At 33.3% G+C, this 15,719-nt stretch carries 15 protein-coding genes and 1 other annotated feature; of the genes, 2 read left to right on the forward strand and 13 right to left on the reverse strand.

Annotated elements, in window-relative coordinates; genetic code table 11:
- Positions 1-4 precede the first annotated feature (4 nt).
- The 10 genes from IDG65_RS02950 to IDG65_RS02995 all read right to left on the reverse strand — a co-directional run bounded on the left by IDG65_RS02950 (position 5) and on the right by IDG65_RS02995 (position 11,830).
- Positions 5-928, reverse strand: a complete 924-nt coding sequence (locus IDG65_RS02950) for a peptidase U32 family protein (protein WP_000137775.1) — start codon at positions 926-928, stop codon at positions 5-7.
- A gap of 2 nt (positions 929-930) precedes the next feature.
- Entirely contained in the window at positions 931-1,569 is a 639-nt protein-coding gene (locus IDG65_RS02955) for an O-methyltransferase (RefSeq protein ID WP_000342266.1), read from the reverse strand.
- 284 nt (positions 1,570-1,853) lie between these two features.
- The gene (locus IDG65_RS02960; protein ID WP_000134779.1) at positions 1,854-2,162 is read right to left on the reverse strand and encodes a DUF1292 domain-containing protein; all 309 of its coding nucleotides are present in this window, start codon (positions 2,160-2,162) and stop codon (positions 1,854-1,856) included.
- Positions 2,163-2,176: 14 nt separating this feature from the next.
- Positions 2,177-2,605, reverse strand: a complete 429-nt coding sequence (gene ruvX / locus IDG65_RS02965; RefSeq protein ID WP_000939059.1) for a Holliday junction resolvase RuvX — start codon at positions 2,603-2,605, stop codon at positions 2,177-2,179.
- Positions 2,606-2,608: 3 nt separating this feature from the next.
- Complete coding sequence (locus IDG65_RS02970; RefSeq protein ID WP_000426912.1) at positions 2,609-2,869, reverse strand: IreB family regulatory phosphoprotein; 261 nt, start codon at positions 2,867-2,869, stop codon at positions 2,609-2,611.
- Positions 2,870-2,931: 62 nt separating this feature from the next.
- On the reverse strand, positions 2,932-5,562 hold the full coding sequence (gene alaS / locus IDG65_RS02975) for an alanine--tRNA ligase (protein WP_000734088.1): 2,631 nt from the start codon (positions 5,560-5,562) through the stop codon (positions 2,932-2,934).
- Between the two features lie 131 nt (positions 5,563-5,693).
- Positions 5,694-5,871 (reverse strand) — a binding site (T-box leader).
- Positions 5,872-5,904: 33 nt separating this feature from the next.
- The gene (gene recD2 / locus IDG65_RS02980) at positions 5,905-8,382 is read right to left on the reverse strand and encodes an SF1B family DNA helicase RecD2 (protein ID WP_001283300.1); all 2,478 of its coding nucleotides are present in this window, start codon (positions 8,380-8,382) and stop codon (positions 5,905-5,907) included.
- A gap of 1 nt (position 8,383) precedes the next feature.
- Positions 8,384-9,052 carry a tetratricopeptide repeat protein gene (locus tag IDG65_RS02985; RefSeq protein ID WP_000567017.1) on the reverse strand — a complete coding sequence of 223 codons (669 nt, stop codon included), beginning with the start codon at positions 9,050-9,052 and terminating at the stop codon, positions 8,384-8,386.
- A 516-nt stretch (positions 9,053-9,568) separates the two neighbouring features.
- Positions 9,569-10,687, reverse strand: coding sequence for a tRNA 2-thiouridine(34) synthase MnmA (mnmA, locus tag IDG65_RS02990; RefSeq protein ID WP_000066097.1), 1,119 nt, complete (start codon positions 10,685-10,687; stop codon positions 9,569-9,571).
- Entirely contained in the window at positions 10,688-11,830 is a 1,143-nt protein-coding gene (locus IDG65_RS02995; protein WP_000409167.1) for a cysteine desulfurase family protein, read from the reverse strand.
- A gap of 311 nt (positions 11,831-12,141) precedes the next feature.
- Here IDG65_RS02995 and IDG65_RS03000 point away from each other — a divergent pair, with 311 nt between their 5' ends.
- Positions 12,142-13,155 carry an LLM class flavin-dependent oxidoreductase gene (locus IDG65_RS03000; RefSeq protein ID WP_000985901.1) on the forward strand — a complete coding sequence of 338 codons (1,014 nt, stop codon included), beginning with the start codon at positions 12,142-12,144 and terminating at the stop codon, positions 13,153-13,155.
- A gap of 236 nt (positions 13,156-13,391) precedes the next feature.
- Here IDG65_RS03000 and IDG65_RS03005 read toward each other — a convergent pair whose 3' ends face one another.
- The 3 genes from IDG65_RS03005 to cymR all read right to left on the reverse strand — a co-directional run bounded on the left by IDG65_RS03005 (position 13,392) and on the right by cymR (position 14,282).
- Positions 13,392-13,538 carry an SAS049 family protein gene (locus IDG65_RS03005; protein ID WP_000009238.1) on the reverse strand — a complete coding sequence of 49 codons (147 nt, stop codon included), beginning with the start codon at positions 13,536-13,538 and terminating at the stop codon, positions 13,392-13,394.
- A gap of 39 nt (positions 13,539-13,577) precedes the next feature.
- Complete coding sequence (locus IDG65_RS03010) at positions 13,578-13,760, reverse strand: CsbD family protein (RefSeq protein ID WP_000752909.1); 183 nt, start codon at positions 13,758-13,760, stop codon at positions 13,578-13,580.
- 99 nt (positions 13,761-13,859) lie between these two features.
- Entirely contained in the window at positions 13,860-14,282 is a 423-nt protein-coding gene (cymR, locus tag IDG65_RS03015) for a cysteine metabolism transcriptional regulator CymR (protein WP_000704122.1), read from the reverse strand.
- Positions 14,283-14,366: 84 nt separating this feature from the next.
- Here cymR and IDG65_RS03020 point away from each other — a divergent pair, with 84 nt between their 5' ends.
- Complete coding sequence (locus IDG65_RS03020) at positions 14,367-15,641, forward strand: replication-associated recombination protein A (protein ID WP_000102735.1); 1,275 nt, start codon at positions 14,367-14,369, stop codon at positions 15,639-15,641.
- Positions 15,642-15,719 lie beyond the last annotated feature (78 nt).

The following is a 15,719-nucleotide window of genomic DNA, read 5'->3' on the forward strand; positions in this document are numbered from 1 at the left end:
CTCCTTAATATACCGTTTGTTTATATAAGAAACCTTCGTCAAATGGTCGATGATCAGGTTGAATTTCTTCAATTGGGTCCATCAACATAAATTTCTCATCTTCATAGATTTCAGGATCTTCATTGTACAAATCTATCGCTTGACGATACTGTTCCGTTACCACATTAATATATTCTTCCGTTTGTAGAATACCATCGATTTTAAATGAATCTATACCCGCCTCAAAAAATGGTGCTAATTCTTCAATTAAACAAATGTCGTTTGGTGACATAATGTGCGTACCATTGTAATCTTCGTAAACTGGGTAATTATTTTGTCTTTCTTCATCATAAAGTAATAAAGATTGTTCATCATTGCGACGTTCAATTTTCATTTGGCGATCTTGGAACGTATAATAATTGCCTAGTAGCATACGCTTTGATTGGAACATACAAGTCATTCCTTGAACTTGCACCTCAATTTCCACATTTGAATTTTCTTTTATATTAATAATTTCATCCAAATTCAGCTCACGTGCTAAGACAGCTCTTGATGCGCCTCTTTTCCCCCAGTAATTACATTGAAAATGATTAGTTACTAACGTCTCTGCATTCCAATGAAGTGGTATTGGATTCTCTTGCGCCTTCACATACATTACTACTGCTGGATCCCCGAAAATAATTCTGTCAACTCGTATTTCATGTAAAAAATTAATATAATCTTCTACAGCATCTAAATGATAATTATGAAATAATCCATTCACCGCCGCATATACTTTTTTATCGTTTTTGTGAGCTAATGCGACAGCCTCTGTCATTTGTTGTCTATTGAATTCCCCTGGAAGTCTTAAACCAAACTTTTGCTCGCCAATTACAAAAGCATCTGCACCTAAATCAATAAGTGTTTCCATATGGCTTAATGACTTGGGTGTGACAAGTAATTCTGTCATAGTCATTCTCCTTTAATTGAAATCGCTAATCCATCGTCTATATTTAAAAAATTCGTTGTATATCCTGGTTGCTTTATTAACCACTCATTATAATCTTGAACCTTTTTAACCATTTGTCTTACATTTCTCGATCTAACAATCCCAATATCCGATACAAAACCGTGATATAAAACATTATCTGTAATTACGAGACCTTGGTGCTTTAAAAGTGGTGTATATATTTCAAAAAATTTCTTTGATTGCGCTTTTGCTGCATCAATAAATATCATATCATAAACTTTGTCATTTACATTTTCAAATTGCTCTAAAGCATTACCTTCAATAATTCGAACCTGGTTTTCAAAATGATAAGTAGCTAAATTTTGTTTAGCATATTGAATCATCGTTTCATTACGCTCTATCGTTGTGACATGAATGTCATCAGATATAGAAGCGAATTGCATAGAACTATAGCCGATTGCTGTACCAATTTCTAAAATATTTTTAACATTATTCATACGAATTAATTGCTTAATTAAATCTAATGTTAAACGATCTACGATTGGCACTTCATTTACTTCGGCAAATTCACGCAAAACTTCGATTGAACTATTTTGATGTTGATGTAAATCTATTAAATATTTTTTATTTAGGTCATCCATGTTTTAAACTTCCTTTATGTAAAATAAGTCAATATGATTATGACAATAAAATAAATCAGCCTTCACAATTGATTATGATTTTGCCAACCAATTAAATGACTGATTTCGTGTTAGACGCAAAGCTATTTTATTTATAGAAGCGAATCATTCATATAAAATTTAACTTTAGATATTTTACCATATTTTCAATAAAATTATAAGCGTTAATTATTTATACATTGCTTGACTTAAAAAAATACTCTTGCCTCCCCATCTTAAGGTTAGCAAGAGTAAAATCTTTTTAATTATTCTTCCATTTCAGTATTTACAACTTCTTCAATCATGTCCCATTCTTCATCAGTTTCGATTGGTACTAACTTACCACCGTCACCTGACTCATCTGGTTCATTGATCATTGGTACAAGCTCAATCATATCGTCTTCATCTGATTGAGCACCTTCTTCAGCTAAGATAACATACTCTTTTTTGAATTCAGGATGATAAAATTCTAAAACTTTTCGGTATAAAACTTCATTTCCCTCTTCATCGAATAAAGTTAATAATTCTTCTTCGTTATTAATTTCTAGTTGTGAATCATGATTATGTTCAGTCATAGTAAAATCTCCTTTTAATGTAGTGAATCTAAATAGCCTTGTAAAATAAATACCGCTGCCATTTTATCAATCACTTGTTTTCTTTTTTGTCTTGAAACATCTGCTTCTAATAATGATCGTTCAGCAGCCATTGTGCTTAATCTTTCATCCCACATCACAATCTCAATAGAAGGATAAGCTTCTAATAATTTTTCTTTATATGTTAACGAAGCTTCGCCTCGAAATCCTATTGAATTATTCATGTTTTTAGGTAGTCCTATTACGACTGTACCCACATTATGTTTTTTAATAATGTCTACTAATTGGTCAATACCTAATTCATTATTTTCTTCATTGATTCGGAGTGTGTCTAATCCTTGTGCCGTCCAACCCATTATATCACTAATTGCAATTCCTACCGTTCTACTACCGACATCGAGTCCTAAAATTTTATGTTGTAACATAAATTATTTATTTTGCTCTTTTAAATAGTAAGAAACAAGCTCTTCCATAATAACATCTCTATCAATATGACGAATTTGATTTCTTGCTTCATTTTGGCGTGGAATATACGCAGGGTCACCTGATAATAAATAACCTACAATTTGGTTTACGGCATTATATCCTCGTTCATCTAATGTTCGATAAACATTATTTAAAACATCTCTTACATCTTGTGTTGGAAGTTCTTCATAGTCGAATTTCATTGTTTTATCAAAGTTTTCCATTTGCGACACTCCTTTAATTACAAATATAACTCACTATCATCATACAATATTATGGCTATAAATTATAGATTTTTAATGTAATCTTTAATAAAGCTTAATGATTTTGAGATATTTTCAGGTTGTGTACCGCCACCTTGAGCCATATCTGGACGACCGCCACCTTTACCACCAACGATTGGTGCCATTTGTTTGATAAGATCACCGGCTTTAACGTTATTTGTTAAAGATTTAGGGACAGTTGCAACCATCGATACTTTATCATCAACATTACTTGCAAGAATGATAATTGTATCTTGTAGTTTAGATTTAAAATCGTCCATTGTCGAGCGAATTGCTTTCGCATTTGGTACATCCACTTCAGTAACCAATACTTTATAGCCATTGATTTCTTCAACTTGATCTTCAATATTACCCATTTTAAGTGATGTAATTTCTTTGTCACGTTGCTCTAATTGTTTTAATAATGCTTTTTCTTCATCTTGTAATTGTGTTAACTTATCGACTACTTGATCATCAGATTTCACTTTCAGCTGTGATTTCATCGTATTAAATTTCTCTTGAATATCTTCTAAATATAAGAAAGCTGCTTTACCTGTTAATGCTTCAATACGACGCACACCAGCTCCTGTACCTGACTCACTTACTATTTTGAATAAGCCAATTTCAGAAGTATTGCGGACATGAATACCACCACATAATTCAATTGAAAATGGTGCCATATTTACTACACGCACAACATCACCATATTTTTCACCGAATAATGCCATTGCGCCCATTTCTTTAGCTGAAGCAATATCCATTTCTTGAATGTTAACGTCAATACCTTTCCAAATTTCTTCATTTACTAAGCGTTCAACTTGATCAATTTCATCCTTAGTCATTGGACCAAAATGAGAGAAATCAAAACGTAAACGATCTGCTTCTACTAGTGAACCAGCTTGGTTAACATGATCACCCAGTACTGATTTCAACGCTGCATGTAATAAATGTGTTGCACTATGGTTCTTTTGAATGTCACGTCGATCATTTTGGTTCACTTCAGCAGACACTGTAGCGCCAACATTTACTTGGCCAAATTGTACTACTCCTTTATGCAAGTTTTGACCATTTGGTGCTTTGGTTACTTCACTAACAGCAATTTCAAAATTGCCATTATAAACAATACCTGTATCCGCAACTTGTCCACCACTGACTGCATAAAATGGTGTTTCCGTTAACATGAAGTATACTGTTTCACCCGCTTCAACTTGTGAAACTTCTTCGCCATTGTATATCAAGTGTGTTAGTGTTGTTTGAGCTGTCGCAGTATCATAACCAACAAAAGTACTTGCAGATGTAATATTTTTCAATACTTCACTTTGAACTTGCATTGATTGAGAATTTTGACGTGCTTGACGTGCACGATCACGTTGTTGTTGCATTTCTGACTCGAATGTTGTCATATCAACTTTCAATCCTGCTTGCACTGCTATTTCTTCAGTTAATTCAATTGGGAACCCGTACGTATCATACAATTTAAATGCATCTTTCCCATTAATTTCATTTGTTGTCGCTTTAGCTTTTTTAATTAATTCATTTAAAATCGCTAAGCCATCTTCTAATGTTTCATGGAATCGTTCTTCTTCAGACTTTATAACACGCTTAATGAAATCTGCTTTTTCCTTAACATTTGGATAATATGGTTCCATAATGTCTGCAACAATATCAACAAGTTTGTACATAAATGGCTCATTGATTCCTAACGTTTGACTAAAACGAACGGCACGACGTAACAATCGACGTAATACATATCCTCTACCTTCATTGGCAGGTAATGCACCATCAGAAATTGCAAATGCAATCGTACGAATGTGGTCAGCAATTACTTTAAATGCCACATCCTGTTCGCTGTTTACTAAATATTGTTTACCTGATACTTTTTCGATTTCATTCATTATAGGCATAAATAAATCTGTTTCATAGTTAGTACGTACATTTTGAGAAACTGAGGCCATACGCTCAAGCCCCATGCCAGTATCAATGTTTTTATTAGGTAATGGTGTGTAACTATGATCTTTATTATGATTGAATTCACTAAATACTAAGTTCCATACTTCAAGATAGCGTTCATTTTCTCCACCTGGATACATTTCTTCTGCCGGATCGTCTTGTCCATATGCTTCTCCGCGATCATAGAAAATCTCAGTGTTCGGTCCTGAAGGCCCTTCACCAATATCCCAGAAGTTACCTTCAATGCGAATAATACGACTTTCTTCAAGCCCAATATCTTTATGCCAAATGTTGTATGCTTCCATATCTTCCGGATGAATCGTAACGTACAATTTATCTGGCTCCATTCCCATCCATTTATCACTCGTTAAAAATTCCCAAGCAAATTCAATCGCTTCTTGTTTAAAATAATCACCAATTGAGAAGTTACCTAACATTTCAAAGAATGTATGGTGACGCGCTGTGAAACCAACATTTTCAATATCATTTGTACGAATAGCTTTTTGAGAGTTTACAATTCTTGGCTTTTTAGGTGTTTCACGTCCATCAAAATATTTCTTTAATGTTGCTACACCTGAATTAATCCATAATAATGTATCATCATCAATTGGCACTAATGGTGCAGAAGGTTCAACCATATGTCCTTTTTCAACAAAGAAATCTAGATATTTTTGTCTAATTTCACTCGCTTTTAACTTTTTCATCATTTACACATCCTATTTACTGTTTTTAAATTACCATTCCATAAAAATTGATGACACAGATAGTCGATTTGAAAAACTAGTATAAATCAATATCATTTTTTATTATTAAAAAATAAAAAACGCCCATCCTCAAAAGGGACGAACGTTATCGCGGTACCACCCTAGTTATAAATGCAATTCAACACATTTATCACTTTAAATCGACTATACAGTTGTGCATAAAGTAGCGTTCACTAATGTTTGTTGTACTTTTCACCAACCAGTACATCTCTGATAAACAAATCATTAACTACTCATCTTTATACGAATTTAATTCTATTTTAGTTACATTTACGCTTGTTGTCAACGTTCTATAAAGTCATACGGCGTGATTTCTCCCATATTAATCATTGGGTCAATTTTAAACATTGTAGCTTCCGTTAATACATTTGTATCTGTTTTTGTTGAATCAGACGTAACTTCTTCACTATCATTCGATGGCATTGGCGCTTCTACTTGATCATCTATTGTCGTTTGTGAAGCTCCTGTATCATTAGTTGCTGTGTTTTCTAGCATTTCTTCATCTTCTGAATTAAAATAATTTTTCAACAATGTACATAATTGTGTTAAACGCGCTTGACCATTTGTTTTCAATCCAATATCAAATGCTTCTGGATCACCAAGTAAAACTAAACTCGTTTTCGCTCTAGTTAAACCAGTATATAATATCGGTCTTTGTAACATTCTAAAATACTGTTTAACAATAGGCATGATAACAATAGGAAATTCTGAACCTTGTGATTTATGGATTGATGTACAATAAGCATGCGTTAATTCCATCATATCTTGTTTCGTAAATGTAATTTCATTACCTTCGAAATCCACAACAAGTACATCTTTATTAAGGGCATTTTCTTTCGCCCAAAAAATACCAACAATAACTCCTATGTCACCATTGAATATGTTATCATTTGGCCTATTAACAAGTTGTAATACTTTGTCACCTTTTCTAAAGACTACATCACCAAACTCAATTTCTCGTGTGTCTTTCTTTTTAGGGTTTAAAATATCTTGTAAAACTTGATTTAAACGTTTAATACCGGCATTTCCTTTATACATTGGTGCAAGCACTTGAATATCAGCCATAGTATACCCTTTATTAACAGCACTAGTAACTACCTTCTCAACAACTGTTGGTATTTGGTTTGCCTGACAGTTAATAAAACTTCTATCATGAAAACGCTGTGTAATATCAATTTTCTGACCCAATTTCATTCGATGTGCTAATTCTATAATGCTTGAACCATCTTGTTGACGATATACTTCAGTCAGATTAACTCGTGGTATAGCTTTCGATTCAATTAAATCTTTAAATACTTGACCAGGACCTACAGAAGGCAATTGGTCCTCATCACCTACAAATATCAATTGTGCATCTAAAGGAACTGCACTTAAAAATTGGTGAAACAACCAAGTATCTACCATAGACATCTCATCAATGATTATGAGTCGTGCGTTTATTTCATTTTCTAATATATCCTCTGGCTTTGTGTCTTGATTCCAACCTATTAAACGATGAATCGTCATAGCTTCTAATCCAGTTGACTCTTGTAGTCTCTTGGACGCTCTTCCTGTTGGCGCTGCTAATACAACTGGATAATCATCATTGACATAATCATCATAATCTAATGATAAGCCATGAATCTCAGCATATAATTCTACAATGCCTTTAATTACTGTCGTTTTTCCAGTTCCCGGTCCACCGGTTAATAGCATCACCTTAGAATTGATAGCCGTTTGCAAAGCTTCTTTTTGTGAAGCTGCATAGTTCACTTGATTCGCATCTTCTATTTCACCAATATGCATTTGTAAATCTGACTGTTCAATTTCTGTAAGTTTATTTGTATGCGTCTTTATTCTGAATAAGTTTTGAACACTTTTGATTTCAGAATAATACAAACTTGGAATTGCAACTTGTTCATTGTCAATAATTAGTCGTTTTTCCTCATTTAAGTATTGCAACATTTCGTCTAATTTTTCAGGTTCGATGACCTCTTCATCTTGATAATTTAATACATCAACCGTTAAATCTATAACAACATTGATAGGCAAATATGTATGTCCCTGTTTAATACATTCTTCTTCTAACGTATAGAGCAACGCAGCTTTTAATCGTTCATTATCGTTATAAGCGATACCAATATTTCTAGCAAGTTGATCTGCTTTATTAAAACCAATACCTTTAATATCATAAATCAATTGATATGGATTTTGGTCTAAAATAGTCAGTGTATCACCGAGATAAAACTGATAAATTGCCATTGAAAGTTTAGGGCCAAACCCTAAATCATGTAAACGAATCATTATTTTTTCAGATTCTTGGTTTGCTGAAATTTGTTCTGCAATTTGTTTCTGTTTCTTTTTAGATAATCCCGATACTTTTTCTAGCACTGAATGGTCATCTAAGATATCATTTATCGCATTGTCACCTAATGCATTAACAATATTTTGAGCTGTCTTTTTACCTACACCTTTAAACAAATCACTTGATAAATAACTTATAATTGCTTCTTTCGTTTGTGGCATTTCTTTTTCAAAAGTCTCTGCTTTTAATTGTTTACCATAACGTGGATGATCAACAACTTGCCCTTTAAATGTGTAGACATCGCCTTCAACAATATTCGGAAGAAACCCTACAACAGTTGGCATTGTATCAAAGTCTTCATTTGTTTCAATAGTATCTACTTTAAGCACTGTATAAAAATTATCACTGTTTTGAAACAATATCGCTTCAACAGTACCTTTGATCATTGAATAATCAAATAGTGTAGGGTCTGACATGCTATTCCTCCTCTTTCATTTTAGTGAATGTTTTCAGCGCATGCTGACTTAATAAGTGTTTAGGGTCGATAGTCACAGCTTCTTTAAAATGAGTTATGGCTTCATCAATATCTTCATTTTTCATAAATAACGCTAAGCCCAAATTGTATCTTGCATCAACATGATTTTTATCAATCGTTAATACATGTTTAAGTTGAGTTATGGCTTCATTAAACATTTCTAATTGACATAATACAAGACCATATTGAAATTGAACTTCTGCATCTTTGTCTTTATCTAGTTCCGCAGCAGTCATTAAATACGGCAATGCCAGCTTAAATGATTCTAACTGATTAAACGCCATACCGATCATATAATTACAATCAACTTGTTCAATCTCTGTTTGTAATGCTTGTTGATATAATTTAATAGCTTCTTGATAACGCTGCTGATTATAATATACATTTGCTAGATTATAAAATACTACGCCATTCTTCGGATCTATTGTTAAAGCTTTTTGGAAAAAGCGCTCTGCCTTTTCAATCTCATTCGCATCAGCAAGTACGATACCGGCATTAATATAATTTTCAATAATTGTAGGATCTTCTTCGATATTTCCGAACAATGCTTGTAACGCTTCTTCTATTTTTCCATTTTGTATGTATTGATAAATTGTTTGTTGATCTATCATTTACGAACCTCATTTCTCATCAATTATAACATCTTGATAAATTGTATGTCTCGAATCACTTAACAACGAATAAAATATAATCTAATATCATCTTCATTCATGAAAAAGCGGGAATGGAATAGAAATGCTAAAGAACCATTAACGGTTTATTATGTAATGGTTCTTCCACATTAGCCACCACTATTATGTACTTAAAAATAGGAATACATAATTAGACTCATGCATAGGGAGTGGGACAGAAATGATATTTTTACAAAATTAATTTGTTTACCCCAACTTCCATTGCCGGTTGAATTTCTTTACGAAATTCTCTATGTTGGGGCCCCGCCAACTTCCATTGCCTGTTGAAATTGGGGTTCCAATTTCTCTGTGTTGGGGCCCCGCCAATATAACATTGTAGAGCCTAGGACATTGTGATGTCCCAGACTCTATCATCATGAATTATTCTCATCAAAAACTGTCTTTCGTCATTTCCAACGCTGAAACTTCAAATAAGTAATTTATTGTTGCCATTGTTTATACAACATAATTTAATTGACCTTCATTTTTGAACACATCGTCAATTGTTGCTCCACCAAGACACACATCACCTTGATAAAAAACAACTGCTTGTCCAGGTGTGATTGCTCTTACTGGCTCAGCAAAAGTAACACGTAGTGCATGGTCGTTTTCACGTTTCACAAAAACTTTCGTATCTTTTTGGCGATATCTAAATTTAGCTGTACATTCAAAACCTTGATCTAAGTCATTATCTTCTGGATTTACAAATGAATAGTCTGAAGCAATTAAGTAATCACTGTATAATGCATCGTGATGGAATCCTTGTTCTACATATAAAACATTATCTTTTAGATTTTTACCGACAACAAACCAAGGATCGCCATCTCCACCTATACCTAAACCATGTCTTTGTCCTATTGTGTAATACATCAACCCACTATGTTTACCCATTTTCTTACCATCAAGTGTTATCATATCACCCGGTTGCGCAGGTAAATATTGAGATAAAAATGTTTTAAAGTTTTTTTCGCCGATAAAACAAATACCTGTAGAATCTTTTTTCTTAGCAGTAACTAGTCCTTGTTCTTCAGCAATTCGACGCACTTCACTCTTTTCGATGTCGCCAATTGGGAACATCACTTTTGAAAGTTGTTGTTGGGATAATTGATTCAAGAAGTATGTTTGATCTTTATTATTATCTACACCACGTAACATTTCAACATGACCATCTTCATGACGATGTATGCGTGCGTAATGCCCTGTTGCTACATAATCTGCACCTAAATTCATCGCATGATCTAAAAAGGCTTTAAACTTAATTTCTTTATTACACATAACGTCTGGGTTTGGAGTACGACCTTTTTTATATTCATCTAAGAAATACGTAAAGACTTTATCCCAATATTCTTTTTCAAAATTAACAGCGTAATATGGAATGCCAATTTGATTACACACTTCAATAACATCGTTGTAATCTTCAGTTGCAGTACATACGCCATTTTCGTCAGTGTCATCCCAGTTTTTCATAAATATGCCAATGACATCATAACCTTGTTCTTTTAAGACGTGAGCTGTTACAGAACTATCTACACCGCCTGACATACCAACGACAACACGTATATCTTTATTTGACAATTATGACTCCTCCTTAAATTTAAAATATATTTTATGAATTTCAGCTACAATTGCATTAATTTCATTTTCAGTAGTCAATTCGTTAAAACTAAATCGAATCGAATGATTTGATCGCTCTTCATCTTCGAACATTGCATCTAAAACATGCGACGGTTGTGTAGAGCCTGCTGTACATGCAGATCCAGACGACACATAGATTTGTGCCATATCCAACAATGTTAACATCGTTTCAACTTCAACAAACGGAAAATATAGATTTACAATATGGCCTGTAGCATCCGTCATTGAACCATTTAATTCAAATGGAATCGCTCTTTCTTGTAATTTAACTAAAAATTGTTCTTTTAAATTCATTAAATGAATATTGTTATCGTCTCGATTCTTTTCTGCTAATTGTAATGCTTTAGCCATCCCGACAATTTGTGCAAGATTTTCAGTACCTGCACGGCGTTTCAATTCTTGTTCACCGCCAAGTTGAGGATAATCTAATGTGACATGGTCTTTAACTAATAATGCACCGACACCTTTTGGTCCGCCAAACTTATGAGCAGTAATACTCATTGCGTCGATCTCAAATTCGTCAAACTTAACATCAAGATGTCCAATTGCTTGAACCGCATCAACATGGAAATATGCATTTGTCTCAGCAATAATATCTTGAATATCATAAATTTGTTGCACTGTGCCAACTTCATTATTTACAAACATAATAGATACTAAAATCGTCTTATCTGTAATTGTTTCTTCAAGTTGATCTAAATCAATAGCACCTGTATCATCAACATCTAGATATGTTACATCAAAACCTTCTCGCTCTAATTGTTCAAAAACATGTAACACAGAATGATGTTCAATCTTCGATGTGATAATGTGATTACCCAATTGTTCATTTGCTTTTACTATGCCTTTAATTGCCGTATTATTCGATTCTGTTGCACCACTCGTAAATATAATTTCATGTGTATCTGCACCAAGTAATTGTGCAATTTGACGTCTTGACTCATCTAAATATTTACGCGCATCTCTTCCCTTAGCATGTATTGATGATGGATTACCATAATGCGAATTGTAAATCGTCATCATCGCATCTACTACTTCAGGTTTTACTGGTGTGGTCGCAGCATAATCTGCATAAATTTCCATGTTTGGACACTCCTCACAATTTTATCAATGTTCCAATAATAGCACCTTACATACTATTTTTCTACTTTTCTGTTTAACTTTATTTATAATGTTTTTAATTATATTTTACCATTTTCTACACATGCTTTTCGATAGGCTTTTTTAAGTTTATCGCTTTATTCTTGTCTTTTTTATAAATTTTAGTATTTGCAGATATTTTTTCATTCGTAAAATGTAACGTACTATTATTTTGGTTATGAGCAATTTAATATTTATCTGGTTATTCGATTGGTATACTTCTTATATCATACAAAAGGAAGGACGATACAAAAATGGCGATTAAATATTCAGCATTAAACCTTGTCCCAATTCGAGAAGGTGAAGATGAACGAACAGCAATTAATGATATGGTTAAGCTCGCACAACATTTAGACGAATTATCATATGAAAGATATTGGATTGCTGAACACCATAACGCTCCCAACCTAGTAAGTTCAGCGACTGCTTTATTGATTCAACATACGTTAGAACATACGAAACACATACGTGTAGGTTCTGGAGGAATCATGTTACCTAACCATGCTCCATTAATCGTTGCGGAACAATTTGGCACGATGGCAACATTATTTCCAAATCGTGTCGATTTAGGATTAGGACGTGCACCTGGAACAGATATGATGACCGCAAGTGCATTAAGACGAGATCAACATGATGGTGTTTATAAATTTCCGGAAGAAGTTTCATTATTACAACAATATTTCGGTCCCGCTCACCAACAAGCATATGTTCGTGCTTATCCAGCAGTAGGTAAAAATGTGCCTTTATATATTCTTGGTTCTTCAACAGATTCTGCACATTTAGCTGCTCGTAAAGGGCTTCCATATGTGTTCGCTGGACATTTTGCACCTCAACAAATGAAAGAAGCTATCGAAATTTACAAAACGTTATTTGAACCTTCTGATGTATTAGACGAACCTTATGTTATTGTATGTTTAAACACAATCGTTGCTGAAAATGATGAAGAAGCACAATATTTAGCTTCATCTATGGCACAAGTTATGGTTAGTATCACTCGTGGCAGAATGCAGCCCGTTCAACCGCCAACACATGATCTACAAAATATATTAACGCCGAGAGAATATGCGATGGCTATGGAAAGACAGAAAATATCATTAATAGGTTCAGAAAATACTGTTCAACAAAAAATTCAAGATTTTATGGAAACTTATGGTGAAGTCAACGAAATTATGGCAATAAGTTATATTTATGATAAAGATATGCAATTAGACTCTTATCGTCGGTTCAAGAATGTTATAAATCAGATAAATGAAAAAAACACTTTATAATGTGATAAATAAACTAAGTGAAAGTATGTATCCATAATATTAATAAAAATAAACAGTAACAGCATTTTGAATAAAAGATGTCTTTATTGTTCAATCATTTATTTTAGTAATGATTCAAATTCACTTAAAATTCTAATGCAAATATGAAAGCGCCCCTTCAACTTTACACTGTGTTAGTGTTTATTTGATGGGGCGCTTTCAAAATATTGAAAAGCATATCCAAAATTTAAAGAAATTTATTTCTCTTTATCTTCATTTTCTTTTTTCTCTTCGTTATTCGATCCTGTATATTCATTTATCTTATCTTTTACATTTTTAACTTGTTCATTATCGCTATTTTTAAATTTTTCTACTGCGTCTTTAGCTTTATCCATAAAACTCATATTAATCGCTCCTCTTATATTTAATTAGTTTAATTGAACTTATTTTTTAAGTTTATCAATTGCATCAGTTATTTTGTTTTTAGCATTTTCAACAACTTCTTTTGCTTTACCAGTCGCTTTATCTTGCTGACCTTCTTTTTCTAATTCTTTGTTATCAGTAACGTTACCTACTGTTTCTTTAACATTTCCTTTAAATTGATCGAACTTACTTTCGTCTGCCATAGTGAAACCTCCTTGGATGTATATATTTATATACCACTAAGGAGGTTCGCTAAACATTATAATATGAAGTTTTTATGTTATAGTATAGTATTCATACGATTAAATATAAAACATGTATCCGTCTAAATCTTCGCTTGTATCTACATATTCCGCTAAATATTTCAATGTTGTATTATCTAAAACATCTCTCACTGCATCTCTCATGCGAATCCATAGTTGTTTTTGCGCAGGTGGTTCTGATTCAATACTTTCAACAAATGTAATTGGACCTTCCAACAGTCTTATAATATCCCCTGCTGAGATTTCTTCCGCTGGCACTCTTAATTGGTATCCACCTTTAGCACCGCGTACACTTCGAATTAACCCCGCATTTCTTAAAGGACCTACAAGCTGTTCTAAATATAAATCACTCAAATTATTTTCTTCAGCAATTGACTTTAATGATATACATCCTTGCCCCTCTTTTTTAGCAAGAGAAATCATCAATGTAAGTCCATATCTCCCTTTAGTAGAAATTTTCATTGTATAACCTCACTTAATTCGAATATTGATATTCCCATTTTAGCATTTTTTGAGTTAAGATAGTATAAGAAAGGTGTGACAAATGTGAGTACAGAACCATTAGCATCGAGAATGCGCCCAAAAAATATAGATGAAATCATTTCCCAACAACATTTAGTTGGACCAAGAGGCATTATCAGAAGAATGGTTGATACAAAAAAATTAACTTCAATGATTTTTTATGGTCCACCTGGTATAGGCAAAACAAGTATTGCCAAAGCAATTTCGGGCAGTACGCAATATAAATTCAGACAATTGAATGCTGTAACTAACACTAAAAAAGATATGCAACTTGTTGTTGAAGAAGCTAAAATGTCTGGTCAAGTTATCTTGTTATTAGATGAAATACATCGACTAGATAAAGCTAAACAAGACTTTTTATTACCTCATTTAGAAAATGGCAAAATCGTCTTGATCGGTGCTACAACTTCAAATCCTTATCATGCTATCAATCCAGCGATTCGTTCAAGAGCGCAAATTTTCGAGTTATATCCTTTAAATGACGAAGATGTGCGCCAAGCGTTAACTCGTGCAATAGAAGATGATGAGAATGGTTTGAAAACATATCAACCCAAAATTGATGAAGATGCCATGACCTACTTTTCTACACAAAGCCAAGGTGATGTTCGTAGTGCGTTAAATGCATTGGAATTAGCTGTATTAAGCGCAGATAATGACAAAGACGGTTATCGACATGTTACATTGCAAGATGCTAAAGACTGTTTACAAAAAGGTGCATTTGTAAGTGATAAGGATGGTGACATGCATTACGATGTTATGAGCGCTTTCCAAAAATCTATCCGTGGTAGCGACGTCAATGCCGCTTTACATTATTTAGCACGATTAATTGAAGCTGGAGATTTACCTACAATAGTTCGACGATTACTTGTAATTAGCTATGAGGATATAGGCTTAGCCTCACCTAATGCTGGTCAGAGAACACTTGCTGCTATTGAATCAGCAGAACGTCTAGGTTTACCAGAAGCTAGAATTCCACTAAGCCAAGCAGTAATCGAACTATGCTTATCACCTAAGTCAAATTCAGCAATGAGTGCCATTGATAGTGCATTGTCCGATATTAGAAACGGTCATGTGGGCCAAATTCCAAACCATTTAAAAGATGGACATTATCAAGGTGCTAAAGATCTAGGCCGATCTATTGGTTACAAATATCCACACCAATATGTTAATGGCTATGTTTCACAGCAATATTTACCTGATAAACTTAAAAACAAAATTTATTATGAACCAAAAACGACATCTAAAAGTGAACAACAACTTAAAGAAATATATAACAACTTACTTAAACAAAGGCCGTAAAAATAAGATTAAATCGATTACCTTTGATATTTTAGCTATAATCAAATCAAAACTGACTAGTACACGAGGCATATTCTA

Source organism: Staphylococcus sp. EG-SA-17 (assembly GCF_017151845.1).
GTDB classification, from domain to species: Bacteria; Bacillota; Bacilli; order Staphylococcales; family Staphylococcaceae; genus Staphylococcus; species Staphylococcus aureus.

Bases quoted from the DNA above. Each gene is read 5' to 3' on its own strand.
- IDG65_RS02950 (WP_000137775.1), bottom strand. From the start codon at position 928: ATGACAGAATTACTTGTCACACCCAAGTCATTAAGCCATATGGAAACA.
- IDG65_RS02955 (WP_000342266.1), bottom strand. From the start codon at position 1,569: ATGGATGACCTAAATAAAAAATATTTAATAGATTTACATCAACATCAA.
- cymR (WP_000704122.1), bottom strand. From the start codon at position 14,282: ATGAAAATTTCTACTAAAGGGAGATATGGACTTACATTGATGATTTCT.
- IDG65_RS02995 (WP_000409167.1), bottom strand. From the start codon at position 11,830: ATGGAAATTTATGCAGATTATGCTGCGACCACACCAGTAAAACCTGAA.
- IDG65_RS02960 (WP_000134779.1), bottom strand. From the start codon at position 2,162: ATGACTGAACATAATCATGATTCACAACTAGAAATTAATAACGAAGAA.
- IDG65_RS03005 (WP_000009238.1), bottom strand. From the start codon at position 13,538: ATGAGTTTTATGGATAAAGCTAAAGACGCAGTAGAAAAATTTAAAAAT.
- IDG65_RS03000 (WP_000985901.1), top strand. From the start codon at position 12,142: ATGGCGATTAAATATTCAGCATTAAACCTTGTCCCAATTCGAGAAGGT.
- IDG65_RS02970 (WP_000426912.1), bottom strand. From the start codon at position 2,869: ATGGAAAACTTTGATAAAACAATGAAATTCGACTATGAAGAACTTCCA.
- alaS (WP_000734088.1), bottom strand. From the start codon at position 5,562: ATGAAAAAGTTAAAAGCGAGTGAAATTAGACAAAAATATCTAGATTTC.
- ruvX (WP_000939059.1), bottom strand. From the start codon at position 2,605: ATGTTACAACATAAAATTTTAGGACTCGATGTCGGTAGTAGAACGGTA.
- IDG65_RS03010 (WP_000752909.1), bottom strand. From the start codon at position 13,760: ATGGCAGACGAAAGTAAGTTCGATCAATTTAAAGGAAATGTTAAAGAA.
- IDG65_RS02985 (WP_000567017.1), bottom strand. From the start codon at position 9,052: ATGATAGATCAACAAACAATTTATCAATACATACAAAATGGAAAAATA.
- recD2 (WP_001283300.1), bottom strand. From the start codon at position 8,382: ATGTCAGACCCTACACTATTTGATTATTCAATGATCAAAGGTACTGTT.